Raw genomic sequence first — 25185 nt, forward strand, 5'->3', positions numbered from 1 at the left:
GGCGATCGCATTAACCTCAGTAAGACTTATTTCATAAGCCAACCATGAAAGTCGAACTAGTGTTTTTATTTAGCACTTCAGGTATAAGTTATGAAAATCCTAGTACTAAATGCTGGTTCTAGCAGCCAAAAAAGCTGTTTGTATGAAATAGCCGATGATGCTTTACCCCAAGAAGCACCCAAACCACTTTGGGAAGGCAAAGTTAACTGGACTCAAGACCGAGGTGTGGCAGAAATTGAGGTAAAAACAGCTTCCGGCGCAACTCTGCATGAATCCATATATGGGGATTCACGCCAAGCACACGTTGCTTATATGCTTTATACCCTCAGCCGTGGTGCAACTAAAGTCATTGGACAACTGTCAGAAATTGATGTAGTTGGACATCGTGTGGTTCATGGTGGGCAAGATTACCGCCATAGTGTGGTGATTACAGAAGACGTTAAAAAGGCGATCGCTCGTCTCTCGAATCTTGCCCCAGCCCACAACCCAGCAGCCTTAGAAGGCATTGAAGCAATCGAAAAAAGTTTAAGTGAAGTCCCTCAAGTAGCAGTATTTGATACTGGGTTTCATTCCACCCTCCCGGATGCAGCGGCGATTTATCCCGGCCCATATCAATGGGTAGAACAAGGTATTCGTCGCTATGGATTTCACGGTATCAGTCATCAATATTGTGCTGGACGGGCGGCGCAAGTTCTCGGACAAGATTTAGCATCGTTACGAATCATTAGTTGTCACTTGGGTAATGGTTGTTCATTAGCAGCAATTAAAGATGGTCGCAGTATTGATACAACAATGGGTTTCACACCCTTAGATGGCTTAATGATGGGGAGTCGTTGCGGTTCCATCGACCCAGGAATTTTAATTTACCTACTGCGTCAGTCTAATTACTCAGTAGAAAGCTTAGATTATGTTTTAAATAAAGCATCTGGCTTACGGGGAATTTCGGGCGTATCTAGCGATTTACCCAAAGTAATTGAAGCGATGGCCCAAGGTAACGACCGCGCCCAACTCGCTTGGGATATGTATGTCCATCGTTTACGCTCTGGAATTGGTGCTATGCTGGCTAGTCTGGGCGGATTAGATGTACTGTTATTTACCGCAGGTATAGGCGAAAAATCAGATGGAATTCGCCAAGCTGTTTGTGAAGCCTTTGGATTTTTGGGCTTAAAAATTGACCCAGACAAAAATCAAAATCAACCTGTTGATCAAGATATTGCCACACCAGATTCTACAGTGCGGGTGTTAGTGATACATACTCAAGAAGATTGGGCGATCGCACAACAATCTTGGCAAATTATGAAAAAGAATGTTTAATCGGTAAAATCAAAAATAGGCTGTTAATTGAAATTAAAATATCAGCAAGCTTTTTCATGTTCCTATCTAAGTTTTTTACAGACTCAATTACTCAGCCTAAGAAACAACGCCCTTGGGGATGGATATCGCTACACTTAATACTGAGTTTAGGATTTTCCTTATTTTATAGCATCTTGGGACTACAAAGAGCCTTCAAAACTGAATATGTTGCTCAAGATGATGCCAGAGAATATGTATTTTGGATGCAGCAATTTATTGATCCAGAATTATTCCAACATGATTTAATTGCAGATTATTTCCAATCAATTACGCCTTGGGGATATGCCACTTTATATAAACTGATGGCGAATTTCGGCATTAATCCACTTTTGTGCAGCAAAATTCTCCCGGTTTTTTTGGGCTTGATTACTACTATTTACTGTTTTCGTCTCAGCCTAGAAATTTTTACCGTACCAGGCTCGGCATTTATTACTACCTTATTATTAAACCAAAGTCTTTGGTTTCAATCTGACTTGGTTTCTGCCACACCCAGGTCTTTTATCTATCCATTAATGTTGGCTTTTTTATACTATCTAATTAGAGGTGATTGGCGAATCAATTGCCTGATAATTATATTGGCAGGATTATTTTATCCTCCTCTAGTATTTATCTGTATAGGCATTTTATTAATTCGATTACCTGATAATTATTTTTGGCTATTTACTATCTTGGGATTAGCATTTCTCGTAATGTTACCCTATCTTTTCGCTTCATCTAAGTTTGCACCAGTTGTCACAGGTACTCAAGCTTGGATCATGCCGGAACTATGGACAGAAGGGAGACATCCTTTTTTTGACAGTAATCTCGCCAGATTTTGGCTCATTGGTCAACATAGTGGCATATTACCACCGTTAATGCCTCCTCTAATTTGGATGGGTTTGTTTTTCCCACTAGTGCGCGGAAAACTGGAAAAATTGACCGTTCAAGTCAAAATATTGCCACAAATTATTATCGTATCGTTGACATTGTTTTTTGCGGCTCATGCCTTGCTATTGAAGTTATTTTTCCCTACTCGCTACACAGTACATACTTTTAGAATAGTCATGGCGATCGCTGCAGGTATTACCTTAACTGTAATATTGGATTGGTTATTCCAGGCTTATCAGCAAAAACGCAGACTTTGGCAAATCACATTAGCAGTTAGTTTAATCACTTTTCTATTGCTATATCCTAACTTTTCTGGGCGTTTTCCCACCACTGATTATCGACAATCTACCGCATCAGCATTGTACAAATTTTTGCAACAGCAACCGAAAGATACCCTAGTAGCGACACTTTCCGACGAAGCAGATAACATCCCGACTTTTGCCCAAAGACCTATTTTAGTAGGTAGAGAATATGCCTTGCCTTTTCATTTAGGTTACTATTCCCAGATTCGCCAACGAATCATTGATTTGCTACATGCTCAATATAGCCAAGATTTAACACCAGCAAAACAACTAATTCAAAAATACGGAGTTGATTTCTGGCTGATAGAGAGTACATCCTTTCAAGTTGATTATCTCATCATTAAACCCTGGCTGAAAAGTTTTCAACCAGGGTTTAATGAAGCCGTCAATAATTTGTCTCAGAATAAGATTCCAGCATTAGCAACATTAACAAAACACTGTTCAGTTTTAGAAACAGAAAACTTCATTTTGTTAAAGGCAGACTGTATTCTGGAAGAATAATTTATGATGTAAAAACCAGAAGTTAGGCGATGTAATTTTTGAGCCTTTAAGGAATATATTGATCAACAACAATAATATCTAGTTCCTTTCGCCACGTACTTAAAGGCTTGTCCCAATTATCTTCCCACTTCTGCGCTAACAAGGGTTTCGCTTTAGCTCCCATCCGGTAGCCGATCGCAATGTTTTCTAAGAGATTCCCTAACTCGTCTGGGGCGGTAAATAAGGTGCGGAGTAACCCACCAGCAATGAGTAATATGGGTAGAGGAATGCGTATTTGAGCTAGGCAAAACGCTTGCAAGCCTAGTTCACCATTAACACTACTGCCTAATCCTGTAACTAAATGCCAGATATCGTGAGTTTGACGTAAGCGAGTCAGCACATAGCTGGTGTCATCAGTGATTGGCAATGAGCGGTAGTAATTGGGGTCAAAGCCAGTTTTCTGTATATACTCAGCAAAGCACCGCCCCAGAGATTCTGAAGGGAGTTGGGCTAAGGCTGTCAAATCTGGCGGGGGAGCTAAATATCGCTCTTGGACAATTTCCACAACTTCCGGTAAAGTTTTCACATAATCAATGGCTAATTGAGTGGCTTTAAGTTTGATCATGCCATCTTCAATATCTGGTGTAGCATCTGCCCGGCCTGGATCAAGTGCTAAAGTAACTGCTCCTTTTAAAGTCATCAAAAAATCTAGTTTTATAGCACTACTTTTACCACGTAGCATGATACTAACTCCCACAAGTATTTATAAAAAATCTGAGTATAGCTGAGATTATGACTGAGAGGCTAAGGTAAATTTACGTTTTTTCTGTAGAAGTGTGTTCAAATATAGCAATTCAAATGTTGGAAAAAGTCTCAACAGGGGCGTAGGCTTCGCCTTCCCACAGGGTACGGCCGTTCGCCCCAATACTGATATCTACTTATCTGTTGGGAACTCCGCAACTATGGGCGAGTGATTATTTGGGGAAACTACTGGGTTATTTACAACTATTGGATGTGGATGCAACGGTGTTGCTGTTCCTTCACCTTGCTTACCAGTTTGATTCCATAAAATCATTGAGAGTAAACCATCTACCAAGCCATTGTTATTACCGTTCCCACTTACCAAAACTTCGGGTATCAGACGGACGTTGCGATCGCCGATAATTTGCATCAGTTGCATAGCTGTATAACCTTGAGAACCCAAGGCTTCTACACCAGCGCGGTAAGTTTCGGCTTTGGCGTTACCTGTGGCGCGAATCCCTTCGGCTTCGGCTATGGCGCGTAATTTTATCCCTTCTGCTTCCCCAGTGGCGTGTTGAATCTGCGCTTGGGCTTTGAGTTCAGCAATTTGGACGCTTTTTTCCGATTTCACCATTTCTTGTTGGATATCAGCCAATGCTGTTTCCCGTACAAGTAGCTGGCGTTGGGTTTGGGCTACCTGCTGCACTTCGTAGGTTTTGCGTTGTTCTTCGGCAATTTTCCGGTCGGTTTGGGTTTGCATCAAAGATGCTGGTGGTTGAATATCCCCAATTAAGGTATCAATTGCTTGCACATCATAAGCGCGTAATGCGGCTCGAATATATTCAGCCGCTTCCGCTTGGCGATTGCTCCGGGCGGTGAGAAAGTCAAGTACAGTGTAGTCTTGGGCTGAGTTGCGGAAATAGTTACCAATTGTCGGTTCTAATACATGGTCAACTAAATTTTGCATTGAACCCACACGGGAAATTACCTTCGGTGCATCCAAAGCACCCACATGAATAATTTGCGCCACTTCTAAATCAAAGGCAAAACCATCGCGCGATCGCACTGTTAAGGACGCTAGATGAGCATCATAGCTGTGGCGTTCCGTCCGACTTGACCAGTTCAACACTATGTTGGTTGTGGGAACCAACTCAATTTTCATAATCCGCGAGTTGATGGGATGCTTCCCTGGATATAACGGTTCTATCCATACACCCTTATGTCCAGAATTAACTAAGTTACCGTGTGTGAAGGCTGCACCGCTGACATCTTCTTGAGATTGACCAACAAACGAAATCACCACACCCACGTAACCAATAGGGATTTCGGTCATTGGTACTGGTTCAACCTGCACAAACCAAGGATTCAAATTCCATGAACCAGATAGTAGAATTTGCTCTTGCAAACCTCTCCGTCCACCAGCATCAAGAAATTTCTGCCCATTTTGGAAGTTGTTGTGGGCTGGGATGATTGGCCCAGCCAGTTCACCACCTGGAATTGGTAAACCATCTAGAGTGGTGACAATGCCAACTTTATCAGATGCTAGGCTGTACACCCGCAACTGTTCGGCCTGCATATCGTTGTTTTTGGCATTGGCCGCCATAATTACCCGAAACAGCGCCGTGTTAATTCGGTAAGTCCCAGCGGTGAGAAAACCCATTTGACGGCCTTTTTCACCGCCGTTGGTCAAGAACTTTCGCGCATCTTGGAAATTGTCGCAATCGACAATTTTACCCAAAATCCTTTCTGGTGGGTTGGATTCGCCATCTGCTGCAACAATCAGGGCAATTTCACCTTGGGGAACCACAATTACTGATTCTTTACGCACTGAATATTGCCAAGGCCAATAACCCCAGTGCCAACCAGGTGCAAGAGTATCAGCTTGCAAACCTGCTTCACCGTTGAGAGCTATTAATCGTCCGGGTGGTAATCCGCGTCCAGAAAGGGCAAATTTTTTCACCAATATGCCAACTTCACGTTCACCAATTACCACTAATCCACCAAAAAACAGTGGCACAAATATCACAATCCCACCAAGTACAACGATGGGAACCAGTGGAGCTATCTGCATTGCTTGATATGCAGGCTGGTTGGTGACAGATTGTGTTTGACTTAGTTGTACTTTTGTTGAGGCGATTTCTATTGAATTCTGTGTTTCTATGACGGCTGCATTTGTTGAATTTATGCCGCCTGTGATGGTTAAGGCTGCTAATGCCGACAATCCAAAACGAACTAATTTATTTTGTTGACTCTTACCAAAGCAAGATGGAAAAGTTTTCATATTATGCGCCCTACTGGGCAACTAATCATCTAATTTAACACTTCACTGGGAGAGGTCTGATTTTCTTAAACTTGGTGTAATTTTTTGTGCAAAGTCCTGAATTCAAATTGAACTTGAAGATTTTATACTAAATTTAATCTGAAGTTGAACTTTGAATTTTTGAATACCTAGCCTCAAACTCTCGCACCTGGACTAGAAATTGTTAAACAGGCTCCCAAGGAAAAAGGTTAGGCGATCGCTAAATGAGATGAGTCCGATATAGGCACTAGGATTTGTGCTGGAATCCGCAGACTATTTTTGACGGCTTCTAAGCGATCGCCTTCCATGTGGTTTTATTGACCAAATACACCTATGCCGTAGTAACAAGTATTGGCATTACAATTAGCCATATCAACTTGGATTTGATATCTACCGCTTCGATCAGGATTCAGGCTAATCATGGGAATGTCATCATCTTGTAAATCTGAAGCAATCAAGTTTCCTCGGTCATCGTAAAGAGAAATGTCTAAATCTCGACAATCTCTGTCACACACTCCCACAATTCCATAGGACGTGTCTGCACGCAGATTTACGTTTATATAGTGGGAGCGACCTTCACGGAGGGTATCGATGGTAGGTTTGTGAGTTAAAGTGTAACCATCCAAATCAGTTGCGATCGCTGCTCCTCTTAATTGTTCTCGGACTTGATAAATATATGGGCGATCGTCTTCTGCACGAACTACGCTTGTAAAAAGGGAGATAAATGCGAAGATTGCGGTTGCTGTGAGGTTTTTGATTTGTTTGTTGCTGAATGCTTGGTGTAACATTGAATTGTCTGTTGAACTCGACAACCTTAATCTACTTACACCGTATTGAGTTATACCCAAAGAAAATCGCGCGATATCGACTTTTATTTAGTATCTATTTATTTTTATAAAAATTCTGAAAATATTGATAATATAGCTTGCAACGTATTATCACTTCGTCATTTAACAGATTTACTAAACCCAGGGCTATTAATTTATACCTGACTGCATCGCTGAATTTTCCTGGTTTGTTAGTATTTATAATCTCTTTCATCGCTGCGCCTAATTCCTGTTGCTCTGTCAAAATTAAGCTAAGGTGACGCAAATGATTGCTGAAAATTCCTGATGGGGTGGATGCTGTTTCCAGAAACCGAGATAAGGTTATCTCACTACGAGCTATTTTATACAAAGCCAGACGCACTAAATAAGGATGTCCGCCAATCATGTCTCTCAATTGCTGGACTTCTGTATCACTCCATTCTAGTTGGTGACGCTGGGCTAAATCTAGCATTTGTTCGGGGTCAAACTCTGGTAGCTTGATGGGTAAACCTACGTTAAAGGGGGATTGGTTGATATCCATTGGTACATAGGCTTCCGTGGAATGTACTATGACTAAGCGAAGTTTTTTCCAGATTTCTTGTTGTCTTCCTTCTTGATGGAGAAGACGCAATAATCCAAAAAAGTCTTTATAAATTCCTGGATATTCAAATAATCTATCGACTTCTTCCAGTGCTAAGGTTAGGGGTTGATTGATTGTGGGGAGTAGATATCGCTCTAAGTAATATTTGGCAGCTATTTTACTACCAATACGTGGAGCCAATTTCCAATGCTCGTCTAATTTTTCAAACAGTTCGGTGGCTAATTCGAGATTGTCTTTAGTCAATTCTAGGATGATGCGATCGCACACCCAGCGTAAAAATTTACTCAAGTCGCTGAAAAATTCTTTTTCCCCTAGCTCAAAGTTGATAACTACCGTCGCATCACCTTGATTTTTTGCTTGTTGAATAATCTGTACTAGGAGGGACGATTTCCCCATTTTTTGGGGAGCTTTAATACAAATCAGTGCAGCAGGTTTGCTAATTTCTTCAAAACATTGCTGTTCTACAGGGGGACGCTGGACGTAAAAATTGGAATTTAGGGCTAGTTGTTCTCCGTCTGGATATTCTAGAGTGCTGATATGTACTGGGGTTCGTAAGGTGGGAATTTCCTCTTGTTTCTCTGACTCCTCTAATTCCTCTGATTCCTCTAATTCCTCAGAATCGCCATTTTCTGTTTTATCTGCTGGCTTTCTGTAGGGGATACCAACGCTGCGCCAATCTTCTATACCCAAAGCTGCACAAATCTGGATAAATTTTTTACGGTCAACAGGTTGCATATTGAAAAACTTACTGACCGTACTTTGCCCTATTGATTCTTTGTACTTATCATATATGTACTCAGCTAACTCTGTTTGACTACCGTATTGCCCGTGGAAACGGTCTAAAACCTTTTGTTGACATTCTTCATCACGTATTACTACTGAGCGTGTTGAACGAGGCATGGCAGATGGTGAAAAGAGCTACGTAATTTAGCTTAAAGGAAAAGGCTTTTTGTTGTAAAGTAAATAACAAGTCGATGATAAGTCAATCGATACTCGATATTCTCTTGGCTTAACTCAGGTGGTATGGCTGTTTAATAAAAGCTCACTAGATCCCCTAGAACCCCGACTTCTTGAAGAAGTCGGGGTTCTAGGGGATCTAGTCTTCAATATCTTTTTTATTTTTGTGGATAAATTATGACCGGAGATTATGAGTACAAGGTTGGTGGTGGTTTACCAGAAAATGCCCCCAGTTACGTATTTAGGAAAGCCGACACAGAATTTTATCAGTGGTTGAAAGCGGGGGAGTTTTGTTTTGTCTTTAACTCCCGACAAATGGGTAAAACCAGTTTGCTGAATCGGACAATGAAACGATTGCGAACAGAGGGTTTTGCTTGTGCCAAGATTGATTTAACCGAAATAGGTATTGATGAAGGTAGTCAGGAAAGCAACCTTGAACAATGGTATACGGGTATTGCTTACATCTTGGTGAATCAACTACAAGTTTTATCTCCACCCGAAGAATTATTTATTTGGTGGGATAAACGTATTCAATTACCTCCCGTGCAGCGATTTGGTTCGTTTTTGGAAGAACTAGTGCTGCCAAATGTCAAGGGGAAAATTATTATTTTTATTGATGAAATCGATAGTATTTTAAGTTTAAATTTAAAATTTCGTCACTCCAATGATTTTTTTGGTCTGCTTAGAAGTTGTTATGAAAAGCGTGCTTTAAATCCAGATTTTAATCGTTTGAGCTTTGCTTTGCTGGGTGTGGCGACTCCCAACGATTTGATTTATGATAAAAAACGAACGCCGTTTAATATTGGTCGAGCAGTTCAACTTAATGGTTTTAAGGAAGAAGAAATCGCACCCTTAGCTGAAGGATTAAGCGGAAAAGTTAGCAATATTCAAGCAGTGATGAAAGGGGTTTTAATTTGGACTGGTGGACAACCTTTTTTAACGCAAAAACTTTGTAATTTATTATTACAAGAATTATCTGTATATTCAGAATGTTACACTCCAGAGCCAAATGCTTTAGATTGGGTGGGGACAGTTGTCAGAAAGCAAATTATTGATAACTGGGAATCCTTGGATGAACCAGAGCATTTAAGAACTATAAGGAAAAGAATTTTAACTGACGAGCAATTTGCTGGTAGTTTGTTGGGTTTGTATGAGCAAATTTTGCAAGAAGGAGAGATTGCTGTTGATGGTAGTCCAGAAAAAATGAGGTTGCGTTTGACTGGATTGGTAGTGGAGCAACAGGAAAAGCTAAAGGTTTATAATCTCGTTTATCGGGATGTTTTTAATTTAAGCTGGGTTGAGACAGAGTTAAATAAATTGCGTCCTTGTGCTGATAATTTTAACGCTTGGTTAAAAAGTCAATGTCAGGATAATTCTTATTTAGTACATTCGGAAGATTTAGAACAAGCTCGTGTCTGGGCTAATGGAAAAAGTTTGAGTGATGCTGATTATCGGTTTTTATCTGCGAGTGTTGAAGCTGAGTTAAATCAGAAGGTTGTGGAGGCAGAAACCAAACGAAATAAAGCTTTGCAGGAAGAGAGGAAAACTAATCAGCGTTTATTAAAAGCACAAAGAAATGCTAAGAAAGCTTTAGGGGAAGAGAGGAAAGCCAACCAGCGTTTGCTGGAAGCACAAAAAAATATTGAAAATACGCTAATAGAAGAACAACTAGCGAATAAACGCCTAACAAAAGCTCAGAAAAGAACAAAACGAGTATTGTTAGCTGGTCTATTCGGATTAATTATCATGGCAATGATAGCAGGGACATGGTTTAAGATTGCGCGAGATACAGAAATAGCAGCAGATTTAGAATTAAACGGTGCGCTTGTACAACAGCAATTTGAAAATGATCCATTAGGAGCATTGCTAAGAGCTATGAAAATTGCTCGACAACTACAAGAGCAAGTCAGCGATGGTCGCCCTTTAGAACAGTATCCTGCTCTAAATCCCATGTTAGCTTTACGAAGCATCTTAGTTAATATTAAAGAACGTAACCAGTTTCAAAGTTGGGCACCTGATTTTTCACCTCGACAACTAACATTTAGTCGCAATGGTCAGTATTTTGCAACAGCAGGAGAAACAGTAGCCTTATGGAATAGTAAATGGGAAAAAATAGATGAATTTTATGGTAATAAATCTACTGAAACTGAAATTGATGATGGAAAAGTAATAATAAAATCTAACTGTTCTGGTAGTATCGGCTCAATAAGTCGGGGTAATTGTAATTTTTATAGTGTGAGTTTTAGTCCTGATAGTAAGCAAATTGCAGCAGCACAAGGTGATGGCTCAATAGTGTTACTAAACATATCTGGGCAAAAGCTTGTGAAATTTAAAGAGTTTCAAACAGATTTGGGTATTGCAAATAGCGTAAGTTTTAGTCCTGATGGAACGCTACTTGTTACTGCATCTGAAAAAGAACAATCTTTTATACCGTCAAAAGAGAGTAAAGCATTTTTATGGAACTTATCAGGAGAAAAAATAGCTGAATTCAAAGGTCATACGGATATTATTAATAGTGTGCTTTTCAGTCCAAATGGTCAATTAATTGCAACTGCCAGTAATGATAAGACAGCACGCTTGTGGAACCTTTCTGGACAACAACTTGCTGAGTTTAAAGGGCATGAAAGTAGAGTAAATGATGTTACATTTAGCCAAAATAGTGATTTAGTTTTAACTGCTAGTAGCGATAACACAGCACGATTATGGAATTTATCTGGAGAGGAAATTAAAAAATTAAAAGGAGGAATTCACAGTATATTTAGTGTAAAATTTAGCCCTGATGGTCAACAAATTGTCACTGGAGGAGGTGATGGTAAAGTTCGCTTCTGGAATTTATCTGGGCAACAATTAAGTGAATTAAAAGTTAGTCCAGATATTGTTTCTAGTACAACTTTTAGTCCCAATGGTAAGCAACTTGCCACAGCCGGAAATGATAACATGGTAAGGTTATTTGATTTATCAGGAACAAGGAAAACAAACGAATTTGACTTACTTACAGATAGAATTATAGATTTTCGGCATAATGACAAAATTGTAGATAGTGTCACCTTTAGTCCTGATGGTGAATTCATTGCAACAACTGAAGATGGACTGATGAGGATATGGAATTTAGATGGACGAAAAATTCACGAAATTAAACCGCCTGATAATTACGCCAATGATGCAAATTTTAGTCCTGATGGTAAATTCATTGCAACAGTGCAACATGGAATACATCATGAAAAATTGAGTTTCTGGGATTGGACAAAACAAAGACTAACGCAATTTACAGAAGAATTTGAATATCATGTTAATGCACTTTATCGTGAGTCTATAAGTTTTAGCCCTGATAGCAAACTACTGTTGACTCCAGGAATAGATCATACAATACAGTTAAGAGATTTATCAGGAAAGATTGTTAAGGAATTTAAGATTGACGACAACTTTACAATAGTGAATATGCGTTTTAGTGCTAATGGTAAACAAGTAGTCGTTCTTGGTAATAGTCTTGGTGCAGACCCAGACAAAACTAGCTTGAATATCTATGAATATGAGATAGTACAGTTATGGAACTTATCAGGAGAAAAGGTAAGTGAATTCAAAATACCTAAAAAACAAAGAGCTATGGATATTAGTATTAATTCTGATGGTATAGTAATTGCTACTACCATCATTGATGAAGGAGACAAAGACTACCGTACAGTTTGGTTATGGAAGCTATCTGGAGAGAAACTCGCTGAATTTAAACCATATCAGGGTGCAGTTAAAACAGTGCGTTTTAGTCCTAATGGCAAAATATTTGCAACATCAGGAATTGATAGCACAATCAAATTATGGAACTTAAAGGGACAGCAAGTTGGCGAATTTAAATTAGGTCAAAATAATAGCAAATTAAAAGCAAAAGAGAATTTCTATCCTTATAATATTGTTGAAGAAAACAGACCTCGTAATTATGTTAACTGGATGAGTTTTAGTCCTGATGGCAAGAAGCTTGCTGCTGCGTGTAATGATGGGATGATACGTTTATTTGTAGTTGATGACTTAGAAGAAATGTTAGAGCGAGGTTGTAAGTGGTTGGATGATTACCTTGCTACTCGTCCTGAAATGCGAAAAGAAATTTGTCCTAATAATAAATAGTCACTCTACGCCTGAGTGATGTTGAGAAGTGCGATCGCATTTATTAGGTTTTGGGAATTGTGCGATCGCATTTATTGTTGAGGGGATGAAGGGCGATCGCCTTTGTGATGTTGGGGAAGTGAGATCGCCTTTATTAGGGTTGAAGAGAGTGCGATGTCTGACGACAAGCCTTACGCCTACGCACTACCTGTCATCAGACGGATTGGAGAGTTCCGCTAAAATAAGTAACACAGTCATTAGGCGCAAATTTATGGGCAATCAAGAACTAGAGCAACAACTCCTCAGCCTCGACTTAGCCGAAAGAATACGCATTCTTCAGCTTTTAGCTCAAAGTCTGACATTACCATCATCACAGCCAAACCCAACCCCTGATGAAATTAATTTAACTCGCGATCGCAGTCCTCAGCATCCCCTACGCAAAATCCCCTTGACAATTCCTCCAGATTTTGACGAACCCATGCCTGAATTATGGGATGCTTTGGGACAATGATTTTATTAGACACCCACATTTGGCTGTGGTGGCTCCATTCCCCAGATCAGCTTTCTGAGCGTGGTCGTAACCTATTAACCGTAGGCGAAAATCAAAATGCCCTTATTGTTTCTGCTATTTCTGTTTGGGAAATCGCAGTTAAGTATAGTAATGGGAAACTACCACTCCCACTTCCCGTTAATGAATGGTTTGCACTTGCCAAAAGCCGACCTGGAATTACCATAGAACCACTCGATCCACTTGATGCAATTACCAGTACCCAATTACCCGGCGACTTCCACAAAGACCCAGCCGATCGTATTATTGTTGCGATCGCCTACCACCGCAATATAGAACTTATGACCTGCGATCAAAAAATTCTCAACTATCCACACATCAAAACAATTTGCTGAGTGCGTTAGCGCAGCTTAACGAAGTTATCGCCTTTTGGGTTTGTGGATTGCGATTGCAGGCTTAAGGAAGCGATCGCCTTTTGATTTTTGGAGATGGCGACTTATAGTTATAGTCTAAATTACCGGACGTACAACCCGAATCAACTTACCTGCCAAAGATTCCTCAGATACCAAAGCTTCATTAATACGAATTGCCATTCGATTTCTGTCAGTATCGTTTGTACAAACAATAATACCAAAATGCTCAGAATTAGCACGATGCAAGCGGACAAAATCTTGACGATTGAGGGTTATGACTGCACGATTATCTCTAATTGCAAAAGCTAATACTTCCTCATCGGAAATACCTAAATTATCGTTACCAGCTTCCTGTACAGTTAAAACATCATGTCCCATTGTCCGCAGCAGTTCGCTGACTATCCGGGGAAATTGTTCATCTGTATACAAACGTGCCATCGATTAGGCTGCCTCATTATTAGCACGAATTGCGGCAGTAATTTCTTCGGGATAAGCATCAGCATAAGCCCAAGCATTGACTAAATCTGCTGCGGTAATGTGAGGATAGTCCTGCAATAATTGAGCTTCATTAATACCAAGTTGCTGTGCTTCCACTAAAAGCCAAATAGCAATTCGAGTTCCCGCAATACAAGCTTCACCACCACACACACCAGGAGTTTTAGTAATTCCCCTTCCACTGGTGCTAAGGTTTTTGGTCAGACTTTGGATAATATCTGCTTTGTCAGCAAGCGATAAGCCGAGAAGTTGCGCTTCGATTTCTTGACGAGTCATAGCGATCGCGGATGATAAAAAGTATCTGCATTCTAGCAATTTGGGTATGAGCAATAAAGGAATCACACAACCCACGAGTGCGTTAGCGCAGCTTAACGAAGTTATCGCCTTTTGGTTTTGAGATATGCGATTACCGGACTGAAGAAAGCGATCGCTCATATCCCCTTGTTTACTCAGGCTTTTGTGCAGCTTTTCTCACATCATCCACACTTAACTCCAAAGCCTCCGCTATCTGCGCGATCGTCAACCCAGCAGCTAACATTGGTGGTACAGCAAGTAACTTTCCTTCCTGTCTTCCTTTCTGCTCTCCTTCCTCGAAGGCTTGTTGATAGAATCGTGTTTGCTTTAACTCGCTTAATCCAAACATTTCCTGTATCTCCTCAATCTTCATAATAGGAAACTTATAAACTAATATCGTTTCAATTATTTGTAATAATTGTTGCTGTTGTTGTTCTGTCTCAACTTCCTGATTAGTTCTGCTAATCAACTCCCTGGCTGACTCTATTGCCCTATTTTGATTTTCTATGATTAATTTAATCGTAGCAATACCAATGGGTAAGGATGCAACTTCCCCTAGCTCATCTAGGTAAATGATGGTAATTCTTCCAGAAGTAAAGGATTCGCGGTAATGGATGGTTGATGCGGTGTCAATATTTCGACTTGGATAAATAACGAAAGCGAACCAATCGTTTTCAGGTTTATTTTGTCGCAAATATAAATTAATTTCTGTAAATAGACGTGAGTATATTCCCAAATCCTCTTGAAACTGAACCTCGACAAAATAAATTGGCTGTTCTTGACTTTGGGGAATAAATACACCATCAATACGAAATGCTGTTTGCTTGATTTCGACTGATGAAAATTGATATTCACTGGCGATTTCGGGAGAATTACCAATTAATTCAAAGAAGATGTTGGGAAATTCTTGAAAGAGACGGTAAAAGATGCTGTCTGTTTTCACAAAGGTGATTATTTCAACGCAGAGTTCTAATAATTTTTCAAATTATCATAGTTTTACAGTTCATTGAATTGATGGCTTTAGTGGGTATTTGTGCGTGACAGCTATTAATATTAAATCAGAACGCTGACGTTGATAATCGGTAGAACTGACAACAACAGATGGACGTTTTTTAGTAGTTGTTTGGTCGGTGAAGGGAAAGGGTACTAAGATAACATCCCCGAATTTATAATTTGTCATATTCTGCGTCGTCGGGGTTGTCCCAAATTTTTTGCAGAACTGCTTCAGAAAGCTTTGTTGCAGCTAAAGTCAAATTATATTCCTCATTGCTCTGGGATAAAGAATCAATGAATCTTTCAACTAATACCACTTGCTCTGGAACTAACTGATGGATTTTACCTGAAGGGGTGACAAAAAAGTTATAAAGCAGACTGGATAAGAGTCATAGCCCGTAGACCTTGTTGAAAATATGGCAGTTTACTGGGCTTGAGGCGCATCAATTCATGAGCTAAATCAGCCCAAAATTCCATTGCCCCTACCCATAACTGACCATACAAACCAATCCAAAAAGCACTATGTCGGCGGTGCAATCGTTGTAACTCCTTCAGACGACCAACATATTTTTGTAGTCCAGAGGAGCGAGAATTACGACCAACTAAAATAGCACAAGTATAGGCAATAGCAATTAATAAAATCAGTGCTATCAAACGTTGACCATCAGCATAAGTAGATTCGAGATTATACCCCCCAGTTTTACAATCTTTAAACATGGCTTCGATACCACTCCGCAACTTAAATGCTTTAATGGCATCTTTGAGACTATCAAGGTTAGTTAATAAAAACCAGCCAGCAGGCTCAACAACTCCACGATATTTGCGCTTGTAATATCCGGCGAGATTAAAATTGGCAAACCCTTTCTGTTTAGTTGCTTGAATCCCTGTACAAAAAAAACGAGATGCCAGGAGTTAATCCCAAAGATTGTAAGCGTTGGTGTGATTGGTTTTCTTGCCGAATATAAGTACCTTGTTTCTGACGCAATACAAAGTCAATGCCCTTGCTATGTAACCAATTTGCTAGTTTTATACTGTGGAATTCTCTATCTCCCAGTACCAGCATTTGATATCCCTTAAATAACTGCAATAGTGGACGAATTAATTTTTTCTGCTCTCCCAAATTGCTACATCCTTTTTTAGGTAACAATAGCCAGTACACAGGTATTGCTCTTTTTTGTTCTATTAAACTAATTACAAATACATTTTGTGAACGCCATTGTGTTCTATCAATCGCAAATATTAGCCGTTTCTCTCCTCTTTTCAGACTATTTTTCACCCATCGTTTGAGCAGGGGAAACCACAGATATGGAATCGACAACTGAGGTAGTAGTAAAAATCTTTGTATACTCCGCCTCCGACTTTCAAATTTTATCGGTTGTGGAAATACTGTTGCTAGTTTCTCAATTGTCACAGTTTTATGAAATTGCAATAGCATTAGTAAGATTTCTAGCATCTTGTACTGTGCGGGTGTCAGTACATTTTGAAAGCAGTTTTGGTAGAATTTAGGTAACATTATCATTTGATAGGTCTTGTTGAGAATACCTGACCTATCTTTTTTTACCCCAAAACGGTCACGCTCCTCTATTTTCTTGGCTTCAGCCGCTTTGTCACCCCTTCAGGGATTTTACCGATTAATCTTTGTTGTGATATGTTATCAGTCTGCATTATTTACACCACGTTTGCTCTAATAATGGGATGTTTATAACAACACTTCCTAAAAAAAATTTGTAGAGCAAGCAGATAGCCTACCCTACAAAATTGCAGATTATGAACAATGTTTATATCAAACCGCCAGCAGCTTGAAAACGAGCGCGGGCGCGTTTGAAGGCTTGTGTTGCTTGGATTTGAGCTTGGCGATCGCCTGCTGGTACTTGAGCGAGGCGAGTTTGGGCTTCGTTGTATGCTGTGCGTGCTGCTTCTACGTTAATGGTGTCGCCACGTTCAGCACCATTAACTAAGATTGTCACTTCACCAGCTTCAACTTCTGCGAAACCACCCAAGAGAGCGATCGCTTGCCAGTTAGCATTTTTGCTGGGACGGACGCGCATTACACCTGTATCTAAAGCTGTCAACAGAGGTGCGTGTCCACTGAGGATACCTAGCTGACCAGTTGTACTGGGTAAAATTACCTCTTCAGCTTCAGCATCCCAAACTGTTTTGTCTGGGGAAATTACACGAACGGTTAATGTCATGTTTCAGTTATCAGTTATCAGTTACCAGTAAGGAAGTAATCAGTGAACAGTGATCGTTTTGATGGTGATAACTGTTCACTGATGACTGTTCACTGAATATTTAGCCTTTCAGCTTTGCAGCTTTGGCGATCGCTTCGTTGATATCGCCTACTAAGTAGAAGGCTTGTTCTGGCAGATCATCTAATTCACCAGACAAAATCTTCTGGAAGCCGTTGATGGTATCTTCCAATTTTACGTATTTACCAGGAGAACCGGTAAATACTTCTGCTACGAAGAAGGGCTGAGACAAGAAGCGCTCAACTTTTCGGGCGCGGGCTACAATCAGACGGTCGTCTTCAGACAATTCATCCAAACCGAGAATGGCGATGATGTCTTGGAGTTCTTTGTAGCGTTGTAAGGTTGCTTGGACAGCACGAGCAGTATTGTAGTGTTCATCACCGACAATGTTGGGCTGCAACATTGTCGAAGTAGAACCTAAAGGATCAACCGCTGGATAGATACCTTTAGATGCCAAACCACGAGACAGTACGGTTGTACCGTCCAAGTGAGCGAAGGTGGTTGCAGGTGCGGGGTCGGTTAAGTCGTCCGCAGGTACGTATACCGCTTGAATAGAGGTAATAGAACCTTCTGTTGTCGAAGTAATCCGTTCTTGTAATGCACCTACGTCAGTACCCAGTGTAGGCTGATATCCTACCGCAGAGGGCATCCGACCTAACAACGCTGATACTTCTGAACCTGCTTGTACAAAGCGGAAGATGTTGTCAATAAACAGCAATACGTCCTGCTTGTTCACATCACGGAAGTACTCAGCCATTGTCAAACCAGACAAACCAACCCGCATTCTCGCTCCGGGTGGTTCGTTCATTTGACCGTAAACCAGCGCGATTTTTGATTCGTTGAGGTTTTCGTTGTTGATCACCCCAGATTCAATCATTTCGTTGTAGAGGTCATTCCCTTCACGGGTACGTTCACCTACACCCGCAAATACGGATACGCCGCCGTGCTGGGTAGCGATGTTGTTAATCAACTCCATCATGATCACGGTCTTGCCGACACCTGCACCGCCGAACAAACCAATCTTACCGCCACGTCGATAGGGAGTTAGCAGGTCAACAACCTTAATCCCTGTCTCAAAAACGGAAGGTTTGGTTTCCAGGTCAGTTAGTTTAGGAGCGTCGCGGTGGATAGGTAAGGTTGCCTCCGCATTTACTGGCCCTCTGTTGTCAACAGGTTCGCCAAGGACGTTGAAAATTCGACCTAGGGTAGCTTTACCCACTGGTACACTGATGGCAGCGCCTGTATCGACAACTTCCAAACCGCGTACTAGACCATCGGTGGAACTCATCGCCACAGTTCGCACTTGGTTGTCGCCCAGCAATTGCTGTACTTCAACGGTGAGGTTGATTTCCTGTCCAGCTTCGTTAGAGCCTTTGATGGTCAAAGCGTTGTAGATTCGCGGTAATTTACCGCCAGGGAATTTAACGTCTACAACCGGACCAATAATTTGGGTAATGTAGCCAATGTTTGTTTTTTCTGCGGTGGTGACCATGCTGAGCCTAATGATTGAAGCTATATTTCAGATGAGGTCGTAGATGACAAAAGATTAAGCAATGTCATCTTTCACTCTAGCATCGCAAGGGGACATAACTCCGTTAGTAATTCCTTAAGACCAGTGTTTTGTTTGGGAAATGAGGCTAAAAACAAAAAACACCACGTCAGCAGTATTGTGACACGGTAGCTACAAAATCTAGTGAAAATTTATTTATGCTTTAGCTTTCTGTTTCTGTGGTTGATTGTCTACGGGTAAGGTGTCTTAGGGCTTAATTATGCTTGATACAGCAATCGCTTTTCTACTATGAGGAGAACATAGCTGTGATCACTTTCTTATTCTAAATAGCGATCGCTCTTAGCTGGGATGGTTGTAAGCGATCGCTTTTGATCAATGGGAAATTGTTGATCACAGGTATAGTTTGGAACGATTTTTAAATTTGGAGTAAGTTAGCGATCGCCTGTGGTAATGGCAAAATAATGATAATTAATAAAGCCATAGCCATTAATCCTACAATGTCACGTCCATTATCCAATTCGCTGACATCATTTAAGGCTGGTTCATCGATTAACGGCATAAATAATAAAATTATCGCCCAGACAAAAAATTCTGACTGCACCAAAGAAAGTAATAACAGTAACAAGCGAGCTATTTGACCAATGACTATCGCTGTGCGTTGACCAAACATCGCATGAACAATGTGACCACCATCTAGTTGTCCCACAGGCATTAAATTTAAGGCTGTGACAATTAATCCTAAAAAACCAGCCACAGCTAAGGGATGCAAATCAATAGCAGATTTAGCCGTTAACTGACTACCCAAAGCTAACTTGGAAAGTAACGCTAATAAAATTGAATATTTCGGATTCAGTGCATCTGGATTGAGAATTCCTGTTTTGTCTGTTAAAAGAACTATTTCAGAATGGGCTAAACCCCAGATTAAAATCGGTAATGTTGCAATAAATCCCGCAATTGGCCCAGCAATACTGATATCAAATAAAGCTTTCCGGTTAGGAATTGGACTACGCATTTGAATAAATGCACCGAAAGTCCCCAAGAAAAAAGGCATGGGGATAAAATATGGCAGAGTTGAGCGAATTTTGTAGAACTTAGCTGTCAAATAATGACCAAGTTCATGAATGCCTAAAATTGTGATTAACCCCAAGGAATATGGTAATCCTTCTAAGAAAACATTTGGGGCAGCCTTCAAGTTTGTGAGGTCAACACCAGCAATTCTCGCTCCTACAAAGGTGGTAGTCAAAAGAGTTGTAATGAGTAATAGAAGTGCTATTCCTGGTCTAGTTAACTTTTCTGGTTTGTCTTTATTGACTGCTGAGGCCGCCTGTGTGTTAGGTACTAAGACAAAGAAAGGTTTGCCATTCAGTCCTTCTTGAAAGATAACTAAAAAGCGATCGCCAAATTGGGACTCGATGTTGGCCTTAATTCGCTGGTAAGCTTGCTGGGGCGCAGTTCTTAACTGCCCTCGACAGATAATAGCTTGGGGTCGATACTCAAGATTTTGAATATAGTATACAGACCAGGGAAAACAATTTCGCAGCTGGCTTTCTTCTGTAGGTTCAATGGGACGCACTGGCACTTGTTCTGCGGTAGGATGGACAGCCGACTCTAATTTAGGTGATTGGGGTTCAGTTTGTTTATTTGTTGGCGCTGTTCGCCCCCATTGAAATAACAGCCAGTATAACAAAAGGCAAACAATAGACGACCCAATAATCAGTGACGGTGGCGGAGGTTGTTTGATGCCATATCTCACTGTCCATCCAGTTAATAGTAATGCTGGTGTCATTAACACTAGCCATAACAACCAAACAGGTGTGCGTGTAATGCCAATAGCACTGCGTTGCACCATCAGATAAGTAGCTAGTCCCAGTAGGAGGAGAAACCAAAAAGTCATGTTTTCTTTAATAATTTGGAAAAATATCCCACTAGTACAAAAAGGCAAAAGTCAAAAGTCAAAAGAAAGAATATTGATACCAAAAGCCTTTTAGCAATTCCAGATGGTCTGTTTATTTACGCCGACCTGTACTAGTAGTGTCAGCACCACAAAGCAGAATCTAAAACCCTAATTTTTAACAATAGTTAACTATTTAGGGTGAATTGTTTAGTACCAATTTGCCCAATGATTGCCACAGATGAATTGCTCAAAAGTTTAGACAACAACTGTTTTACAATCTAGAATGCCAAATGGTATAGGCATTTCAACTCTGTTACTAAATTTTTACCACTCCTCATTTATATTGAGTTTTTCCCATGTGTTCCTTACCCCAGCAGCCCAGTCATACAGCTAAAGCACCGAGGCCTGTGCTAGATAGCATTTTTGCTTTTCCACCAAATCGGGACACATTGGGAGGAACCTCCTATTTCATTGTAAGAAATGAAGGGAATATCCTCATCGATTGCCCAGCGTTAGATCAAATGAATCTGGATTTTTTGCGATCGCATGGGGGTGTCAAGTGGTTATTTATCACTCACCGTGGTGCTATTGGCAAAACCGCAGAATTTCAGCAAACTTTGGGTTGTGAGATTTTAATTCAAGAACAAGAAGCCTATTTATTACCAGGCTTAACCGTTAATAACTTTTCTCAAGAAATTACTCTCACTTCTACAATCCAAATAATTTGGACACCAGGCCATTCTCCTGGCTCATCTTGCCTTTATTACAGCGAATTCGGCGGGGTTTTATTTTCTGGTCGCCATTTACTTCCCAATCAGCACGGTGAGCCAGTCCCATTACGTACAGCTAAAACCTTTCATTGGCCCAGACAAATTAAAAATGTGCAATCTTTACTAGACCGCTTTACTCCCGAAACCCTTGAGTATATTTGTCCCGGCGCGAATACAGGTTTTCTTAGAGGTCAGCGGGTTATTGACCAAGCATATAAGCGGCTGGCTGTATTAGATTTTCCAACTTTGTTACAGTTACAACCGATTTTGTAAGTGCTGAGTGCTGAGTAAAAAATACTATCTCTATTCCCTACTCCCCACTCCCCACTGCCTACTTCCTACTCCCTAAGACTACAGAATTTTTCGCCAGTAATTCAACAGCGGCTTGATATTGCAAATCGGCTTCTGTAGTAATTTGTTCACGGGTAATGGGCTGTTGAGTCACTACCTTATCTGGTTTAATTCCTAATTTGTTAATATCTCGATGCTGAGGAGTTTCATATTTGGCAATGGTAACTGCCAAACCAGACCCATCGGATAATTCAAATAAAGATTGAATTAAGCCTTTACCAAAAGTAGTTTCGCCTACTAATTTAGCCCGGCCGTTGTCTTGCAGTGCGCCAGCGAGAATTTCACTAGCACTAGCAGTTCCTTGATTGACCAAAATGACTAATGGATCTTTTGTCAGTGAAGGGCCGAAGGCTTCAAAACTGCCCTGAATGCCTTGGCGATTAACTGTGTAGACAATGATGCCCGAATCTAGCCACAGCCGCGCAATTTCAATCCCAGCTTGTAAAAGCCCCCCTGGATTGTTGCGCAAATCTAAAATATAGGCAGCAGCACCTTTTTTTTCTAGACCATCAATAGCGTGTGCTAATTCCGTAGAAGCGTTGGCATTAAATTGAGTCAGGCGAAGATAACCAATGGATGTACCTTGAGGAGAAGTCCGCAATTGGGCAATAACTGGGTTGAGTTCAATGCGATCGCGCATGATACTAACTTCTCTGGATGCCTCTCCTTCGCGTTCAATCAACAGCGTGACTAAACTGCCAATGGGGCCACGCATTCTGGCCGCTGCCTCATCCAAAGTCAAGTTTTCTGTGGAAAATCCTTCAATTTTGAGAATGCGATCGCGCGGTTTAATCCCTGCTTTATCTGCTGGTGAACCTTCTATTGGCGAGACTACTTCTAGTTGTCCTGTCTGCGGATTGAGGGCAATTTGCAAACCAACTCCAGTTAATTCTCCAGAAGTATTGACCTGCAAGCTGCGGTACTGTTCTGGATCTAAAAAGCGGGTAAAAGGATCATCTAGACTTTTGAGCATGGACTGAATCGCCGTGTAAGCTGCTTCTGTGCTAGTCAGCGGCTTTTCTAGGGCTTTTTGTCTGACTGAAGCCCAGTTTTGATGATTAAATGTTTCATCTAGATAAGAGCGATTGACAATGCGCCAAACTTCTGAAACAAGCTTTTGCTCATTTGTCAAAGCTGTAGCAGCGGGGATAAATGCCCCAACTGCTAAATAAAACGCCAAAAATAACGACAAACTTACCCGAACAACGTACTTTTGCATGAACCCCATTTTCAATTCCACCTGAACCCAAATTGTATCGAACTGCCCAGTTCTCTTGTTGTTGATGAAATCTATCTCTCGACTATGTTACTTTTTTTATAGAAGTAGTGCATTGCTCTCATCAAATTGTTAAGCAATCTATGAGTACACAAGGCACTCTACAAACGATAAGATCTACTTTGGAACTGGCATTTCAAGTGTTTGGTTGCAAAGAGAACGCCATATATTTCATATTTACAGAGTGTTAAGTTGCTGAAAACGCTGATCACTCTGACAGCAAAAAACCAAACAAACAACCTTTTTGTGAAAATCCCAAAATTGCCAATTGGGAGATTTATCAACCGCAACCGATTTTTTAGGAACTTGAGATTGTATGGCCAACGTTTACGACTGGTTTGAGGAGCGCTTGGAAATTCAGGCGCTCGCTGAAGATGTCACCAGCAAGTATGTCCCTCCCCACGTCAACATCTTTTACTGTCTAGGTGGTATTACCCTGGTTTGCTTCCTAATCCAGTTTGCTACTGGATTTGCCATGACGTTCTACTACAGGCCAACAGTTGCTGAAGCTTACACTTCTGTGCAGTACATCATGAACGAAGTAAACTTCGGTTGGCTGATTCGCTCCATTCACCGCTGGTCTGCCAGCATGATGGTGTTGATGATGATTCTGCACGTCTTCCGAGTTTACTTGACTGGTGGTTTTAAAAAGCCCCGTGAATTGACCTGGGTCAGCGGTGTAATCATGGCTGTCATCACCGTTTCCTTTGGTGTGACAGGCTACTCTTTACCTTGGGATCAGGTAGGCTACTGGGCTGTGAAAATCGTGAGTGGTGTACCAGAAGCAATTCCCGTAGTTGGGACATTGATTTCTGACTTGTTGCGCGGTGGTTCTAGTGTTGGTCAAGGAACCCTAACTCGTTACTACAGCGCCCACACTTTTGTTTTGCCTTGGTTAATTGCAGTCTTCATGCTGTTCCACTTCTTGATGATTCGCAAGCAAGGTATTTCTGGGCCTTTGTAATCTCATTGTTTGTTCAGCCAAAATGTGAACAGGCAATAGCTGTTTCCAGACAAAGTTGTTTGTTTTAAACTGATGAACAATCTTAAGATGGTAAATCCGTAAAAAATCACAGACACTTTTACTGAGAAGCAAAAGCTACTACCTTGTTTAAGATAGCAAACGGCTAACATCAATGCTTTAACTGAAATTCAGCAGGAGAACGCATTAAAAAATGGCAACGCAGAAAAAACCCGATCTGAGCGATCCTACGTTAAGAGCTAAACTTGCCAAGGGTATGGGTCACAACTATTATGGTGAACCCGCTTGGCCTAATGACTTACTGTATATATTCCCAGTTGTCATCATGGGATCTTTCGCTTGTATTGTGGCTCTAGCGGTACTAGATCCAGCAATGACAGGTGAACCAGCAGATCCTTTTGCTACACCACTGGAAATTCTCCCAGAGTGGTACTTGTACCCTGTATTCCAAATTTTGCGATCGCTTCCTAACAAATTGTTGGGAGTTTTAGCAATGGCTTCCGTACCTTTGGGGCTAATTCTGGTTCCCTTTATTGAGAACGTGAATAAGTTCCAAAACCCCTTCCGTCGTCCAGTTGCAACTACAGTATTTCTGTTTGGAACTCTCGTAACTTTGTGGTTGGGTATCGGTGCTGCTTTACCTTTAGACAAATCCTTGACCTTGGGACTTTTCTAAATTAGATTAGTTACCAAAATTTGCTTTGACGCTTGTATGTTTCAATAGCATGTAAAAGGGTATGGGTGGTAGTTAAAACCACTCATACTCCCTAAAATATGCTGATGAAACAGTCAACAAGCGTCAATTTTAGTAATCCAGGTAGCATCTGAGGTTTTTAGTTTTGGCTCATCAAAAATGGGCAAAATGGTTAGGACATCAACAGATAATAAAACTCAGACACCAAAAGACTTTTAACTCTGTTCCCTACCATAGCAGCTATGCCAAAATTCA

Annotated in this window: 22 protein-coding genes; 8 read left to right on the top strand and 14 right to left on the bottom strand. The window is 40.8% G+C overall.

The window, feature by feature from the left end:
- Nucleotides 1-90 precede the first annotated feature (90 nt).
- Nucleotides 91-1314, top strand: a complete 1224-nt coding sequence (locus NOS7107_RS22145) for an acetate kinase (RefSeq protein WP_015115176.1) — start codon at nt 91-93, stop codon at nt 1312-1314.
- Nucleotides 1315-1370: 56 nt separating this feature from the next.
- Nucleotides 1371-3023 (top strand): hypothetical protein, encoded by a 1653-nt coding sequence (locus NOS7107_RS22150; RefSeq protein ID WP_015115177.1) that lies wholly within the window; start codon nt 1371-1373, stop codon nt 3021-3023.
- A 46-nt stretch (nt 3024-3069) separates the two neighbouring features.
- Here NOS7107_RS22150 and NOS7107_RS22155 read toward each other — a convergent pair whose 3' ends face one another.
- The 4 genes from NOS7107_RS22155 to NOS7107_RS22170 all read right to left on the bottom strand — a co-directional run bounded on the left by NOS7107_RS22155 (nt 3070) and on the right by NOS7107_RS22170 (nt 8349).
- On the bottom strand, nt 3070-3744 hold the full coding sequence (locus tag NOS7107_RS22155; RefSeq protein WP_015115178.1) for a Coq4 family protein: 675 nt from the start codon (nt 3742-3744) through the stop codon (nt 3070-3072).
- Between the two features lie 192 nt (nt 3745-3936).
- Complete coding sequence (locus tag NOS7107_RS22160) at nt 3937-6024, bottom strand: flotillin family protein (RefSeq protein WP_015115179.1); 2088 nt, start codon at nt 6022-6024, stop codon at nt 3937-3939.
- 332 nt (nt 6025-6356) lie between these two features.
- Nucleotides 6357-6830, bottom strand: coding sequence for a hypothetical protein (locus NOS7107_RS22165; protein ID WP_015115180.1), 474 nt, complete (start codon nt 6828-6830; stop codon nt 6357-6359).
- 94 nt (nt 6831-6924) lie between these two features.
- Nucleotides 6925-8349: an AAA-like domain-containing protein gene (locus tag NOS7107_RS22170; RefSeq protein ID WP_015115181.1), complete on the bottom strand. Its 1425-nt coding sequence runs from the start codon at nt 8347-8349 to the stop codon at nt 6925-6927.
- 234 nt (nt 8350-8583) lie between these two features.
- On the opposite strand from NOS7107_RS22170, the gene NOS7107_RS22175 reads away from it, so the two are divergent.
- Genes NOS7107_RS22175 through NOS7107_RS22185 form a run of 3 tightly spaced genes read left to right on the top strand, consistent with a single transcriptional unit; the run spans nt 8584 to nt 13404 of the window.
- The gene (locus tag NOS7107_RS22175; RefSeq protein WP_015115182.1) at nt 8584-12522 is read left to right on the top strand and encodes an AAA-like domain-containing protein; all 3939 of its coding nucleotides are present in this window, start codon (nt 8584-8586) and stop codon (nt 12520-12522) included.
- Nucleotides 12523-12550: 28 nt separating this feature from the next.
- Nucleotides 12551-13012 carry a hypothetical protein gene (locus tag NOS7107_RS29505; RefSeq protein ID WP_253274472.1) on the top strand — a complete coding sequence of 154 codons (462 nt, stop codon included), beginning with the start codon at nt 12551-12553 and terminating at the stop codon, nt 13010-13012.
- On the top strand, nt 13009-13404 hold the full coding sequence (locus tag NOS7107_RS22185) for a type II toxin-antitoxin system VapC family toxin (RefSeq protein ID WP_015115184.1): 396 nt from the start codon (nt 13009-13011) through the stop codon (nt 13402-13404). Before NOS7107_RS29505 ends, NOS7107_RS22185 begins: the two co-directional genes overlap by 4 nt.
- A gap of 114 nt (nt 13405-13518) precedes the next feature.
- Here the strand turns inward: NOS7107_RS22185 and NOS7107_RS22190 are convergent, their stop codons facing one another.
- From NOS7107_RS22190 to NOS7107_RS22235, 9 genes are all read right to left on the bottom strand, one after another.
- Nucleotides 13519-13860: a DUF5615 family PIN-like protein gene (locus NOS7107_RS22190; RefSeq protein WP_015115185.1), complete on the bottom strand. Its 342-nt coding sequence runs from the start codon at nt 13858-13860 to the stop codon at nt 13519-13521.
- A 3-nt stretch (nt 13861-13863) separates the two neighbouring features.
- Nucleotides 13864-14193, bottom strand: a complete 330-nt coding sequence (locus NOS7107_RS22195; RefSeq protein WP_015115186.1) for a DUF433 domain-containing protein — start codon at nt 14191-14193, stop codon at nt 13864-13866.
- Between the two features lie 169 nt (nt 14194-14362).
- Nucleotides 14363-15154, bottom strand: a complete 792-nt coding sequence (locus tag NOS7107_RS22200; RefSeq protein WP_015115187.1) for an Rpn family recombination-promoting nuclease/putative transposase — start codon at nt 15152-15154, stop codon at nt 14363-14365.
- A gap of 60 nt (nt 15155-15214) precedes the next feature.
- A complete protein-coding gene (locus tag NOS7107_RS22205) occupies nt 15215-15391 on the bottom strand; it encodes a type II toxin-antitoxin system PemK/MazF family toxin (protein ID WP_157374103.1) in 177 nt (58 codons plus the stop codon).
- Between the two features lie 179 nt (nt 15392-15570).
- Nucleotides 15571-15921 carry a hypothetical protein gene (locus tag NOS7107_RS29870; RefSeq protein WP_044501093.1) on the bottom strand — a complete coding sequence of 117 codons (351 nt, stop codon included), beginning with the start codon at nt 15919-15921 and terminating at the stop codon, nt 15571-15573.
- 151 nt (nt 15922-16072) lie between these two features.
- Entirely contained in the window at nt 16073-16717 is a 645-nt protein-coding gene (locus NOS7107_RS29875; RefSeq protein ID WP_083889808.1) for a hypothetical protein, read from the bottom strand.
- A 265-nt stretch (nt 16718-16982) separates the two neighbouring features.
- The gene (atpC, locus tag NOS7107_RS22225) at nt 16983-17396 is read right to left on the bottom strand and encodes an ATP synthase F1 subunit epsilon (RefSeq protein WP_015115188.1); all 414 of its coding nucleotides are present in this window, start codon (nt 17394-17396) and stop codon (nt 16983-16985) included.
- Between the two features lie 100 nt (nt 17397-17496).
- A complete protein-coding gene (gene atpD, locus NOS7107_RS22230) occupies nt 17497-18945 on the bottom strand; it encodes a F0F1 ATP synthase subunit beta (RefSeq protein WP_015115189.1) in 1449 nt (482 codons plus the stop codon).
- 433 nt (nt 18946-19378) lie between these two features.
- Nucleotides 19379-20857, bottom strand: a complete 1479-nt coding sequence (locus NOS7107_RS22235) for a site-2 protease family protein (protein WP_015115190.1) — start codon at nt 20855-20857, stop codon at nt 19379-19381.
- Between the two features lie 356 nt (nt 20858-21213).
- Here NOS7107_RS22235 and NOS7107_RS22240 point away from each other — a divergent pair, with 356 nt between their 5' ends.
- Nucleotides 21214-21900, top strand: a complete 687-nt coding sequence (locus tag NOS7107_RS22240) for an MBL fold metallo-hydrolase (protein WP_015115191.1) — start codon at nt 21214-21216, stop codon at nt 21898-21900.
- 58 nt (nt 21901-21958) lie between these two features.
- On the opposite strand, the gene ctpA is transcribed toward NOS7107_RS22240, so the two are convergent.
- Complete coding sequence (ctpA, locus tag NOS7107_RS22245) at nt 21959-23206, bottom strand: carboxyl-terminal processing protease CtpA (protein ID WP_015115192.1); 1248 nt, start codon at nt 23204-23206, stop codon at nt 21959-21961.
- Nucleotides 23207-23570: 364 nt separating this feature from the next.
- Here ctpA and petB point away from each other — a divergent pair, with 364 nt between their 5' ends.
- Together petB and petD are read left to right on the top strand one after the other, a co-directional pair.
- The gene (petB, locus tag NOS7107_RS22250; protein ID WP_015115193.1) at nt 23571-24218 is read left to right on the top strand and encodes a cytochrome b6; all 648 of its coding nucleotides are present in this window, start codon (nt 23571-23573) and stop codon (nt 24216-24218) included.
- 211 nt (nt 24219-24429) lie between these two features.
- Entirely contained in the window at nt 24430-24912 is a 483-nt protein-coding gene (petD, locus tag NOS7107_RS22255; protein ID WP_015115194.1) for a cytochrome b6-f complex subunit IV, read from the top strand.
- The last annotated feature ends 273 nt before the right edge of the window (nt 24913-25185 follow it).

The organism is Nostoc sp. PCC 7107 (genome assembly GCF_000316625.1).
Taxonomy (GTDB): domain Bacteria; phylum Cyanobacteriota; class Cyanobacteriia; order Cyanobacteriales; family Nostocaceae; genus Nostoc_B.

What these genes read in the sequence shown, in the direction of transcription:
- NOS7107_RS29875 (WP_083889808.1), bottom strand. Translation starts at nt 16,717, where the DNA reads ATGTTACCTAAATTCTACCAAAACTGCTTTCAAAATGTACTGACACCC.
- NOS7107_RS22190 (WP_015115185.1), bottom strand. Translation starts at nt 13,860, where the DNA reads ATGGCACGTTTGTATACAGATGAACAATTTCCCCGGATAGTCAGCGAA.
- atpD (WP_015115189.1), bottom strand. Translation starts at nt 18,945, where the DNA reads ATGGTCACCACCGCAGAAAAAACAAACATTGGCTACATTACCCAAATT.
- atpC (WP_015115188.1), bottom strand. Translation starts at nt 17,396, where the DNA reads ATGACATTAACCGTTCGTGTAATTTCCCCAGACAAAACAGTTTGGGAT.
- NOS7107_RS22150 (WP_015115177.1), top strand. Translation starts at nt 1,371, where the DNA reads ATGTTCCTATCTAAGTTTTTTACAGACTCAATTACTCAGCCTAAGAAA.
- petD (WP_015115194.1), top strand. Translation starts at nt 24,430, where the DNA reads ATGGCAACGCAGAAAAAACCCGATCTGAGCGATCCTACGTTAAGAGCT.
- NOS7107_RS29870 (WP_044501093.1), bottom strand. Translation starts at nt 15,921, where the DNA reads ATGTTTAAAGATTGTAAAACTGGGGGGTATAATCTCGAATCTACTTAT.
- NOS7107_RS22195 (WP_015115186.1), bottom strand. Translation starts at nt 14,193, where the DNA reads ATGACTCGTCAAGAAATCGAAGCGCAACTTCTCGGCTTATCGCTTGCT.
- NOS7107_RS22145 (WP_015115176.1), top strand. Translation starts at nt 91, where the DNA reads ATGAAAATCCTAGTACTAAATGCTGGTTCTAGCAGCCAAAAAAGCTGT.
- NOS7107_RS22165 (WP_015115180.1), bottom strand. Translation starts at nt 6,830, where the DNA reads ATGTTACACCAAGCATTCAGCAACAAACAAATCAAAAACCTCACAGCA.
- NOS7107_RS22185 (WP_015115184.1), top strand. Translation starts at nt 13,009, where the DNA reads ATGATTTTATTAGACACCCACATTTGGCTGTGGTGGCTCCATTCCCCA.
- NOS7107_RS22160 (WP_015115179.1), bottom strand. Translation starts at nt 6,024, where the DNA reads ATGAAAACTTTTCCATCTTGCTTTGGTAAGAGTCAACAAAATAAATTA.
- NOS7107_RS22205 (WP_157374103.1), bottom strand. Translation starts at nt 15,391, where the DNA reads ATGACAAATTATAAATTCGGGGATGTTATCTTAGTACCCTTTCCCTTC.
- NOS7107_RS22235 (WP_015115190.1), bottom strand. Translation starts at nt 20,857, where the DNA reads ATGACTTTTTGGTTTCTCCTCCTACTGGGACTAGCTACTTATCTGATG.
- NOS7107_RS22155 (WP_015115178.1), bottom strand. Translation starts at nt 3,744, where the DNA reads ATGCTACGTGGTAAAAGTAGTGCTATAAAACTAGATTTTTTGATGACT.
- NOS7107_RS22240 (WP_015115191.1), top strand. Translation starts at nt 21,214, where the DNA reads ATGTGTTCCTTACCCCAGCAGCCCAGTCATACAGCTAAAGCACCGAGG.
- NOS7107_RS22175 (WP_015115182.1), top strand. Translation starts at nt 8,584, where the DNA reads ATGACCGGAGATTATGAGTACAAGGTTGGTGGTGGTTTACCAGAAAAT.
- ctpA (WP_015115192.1), bottom strand. Translation starts at nt 23,206, where the DNA reads ATGGGGTTCATGCAAAAGTACGTTGTTCGGGTAAGTTTGTCGTTATTT.
- NOS7107_RS22170 (WP_015115181.1), bottom strand. Translation starts at nt 8,349, where the DNA reads ATGCCTCGTTCAACACGCTCAGTAGTAATACGTGATGAAGAATGTCAA.
- petB (WP_015115193.1), top strand. Translation starts at nt 23,571, where the DNA reads ATGGCCAACGTTTACGACTGGTTTGAGGAGCGCTTGGAAATTCAGGCG.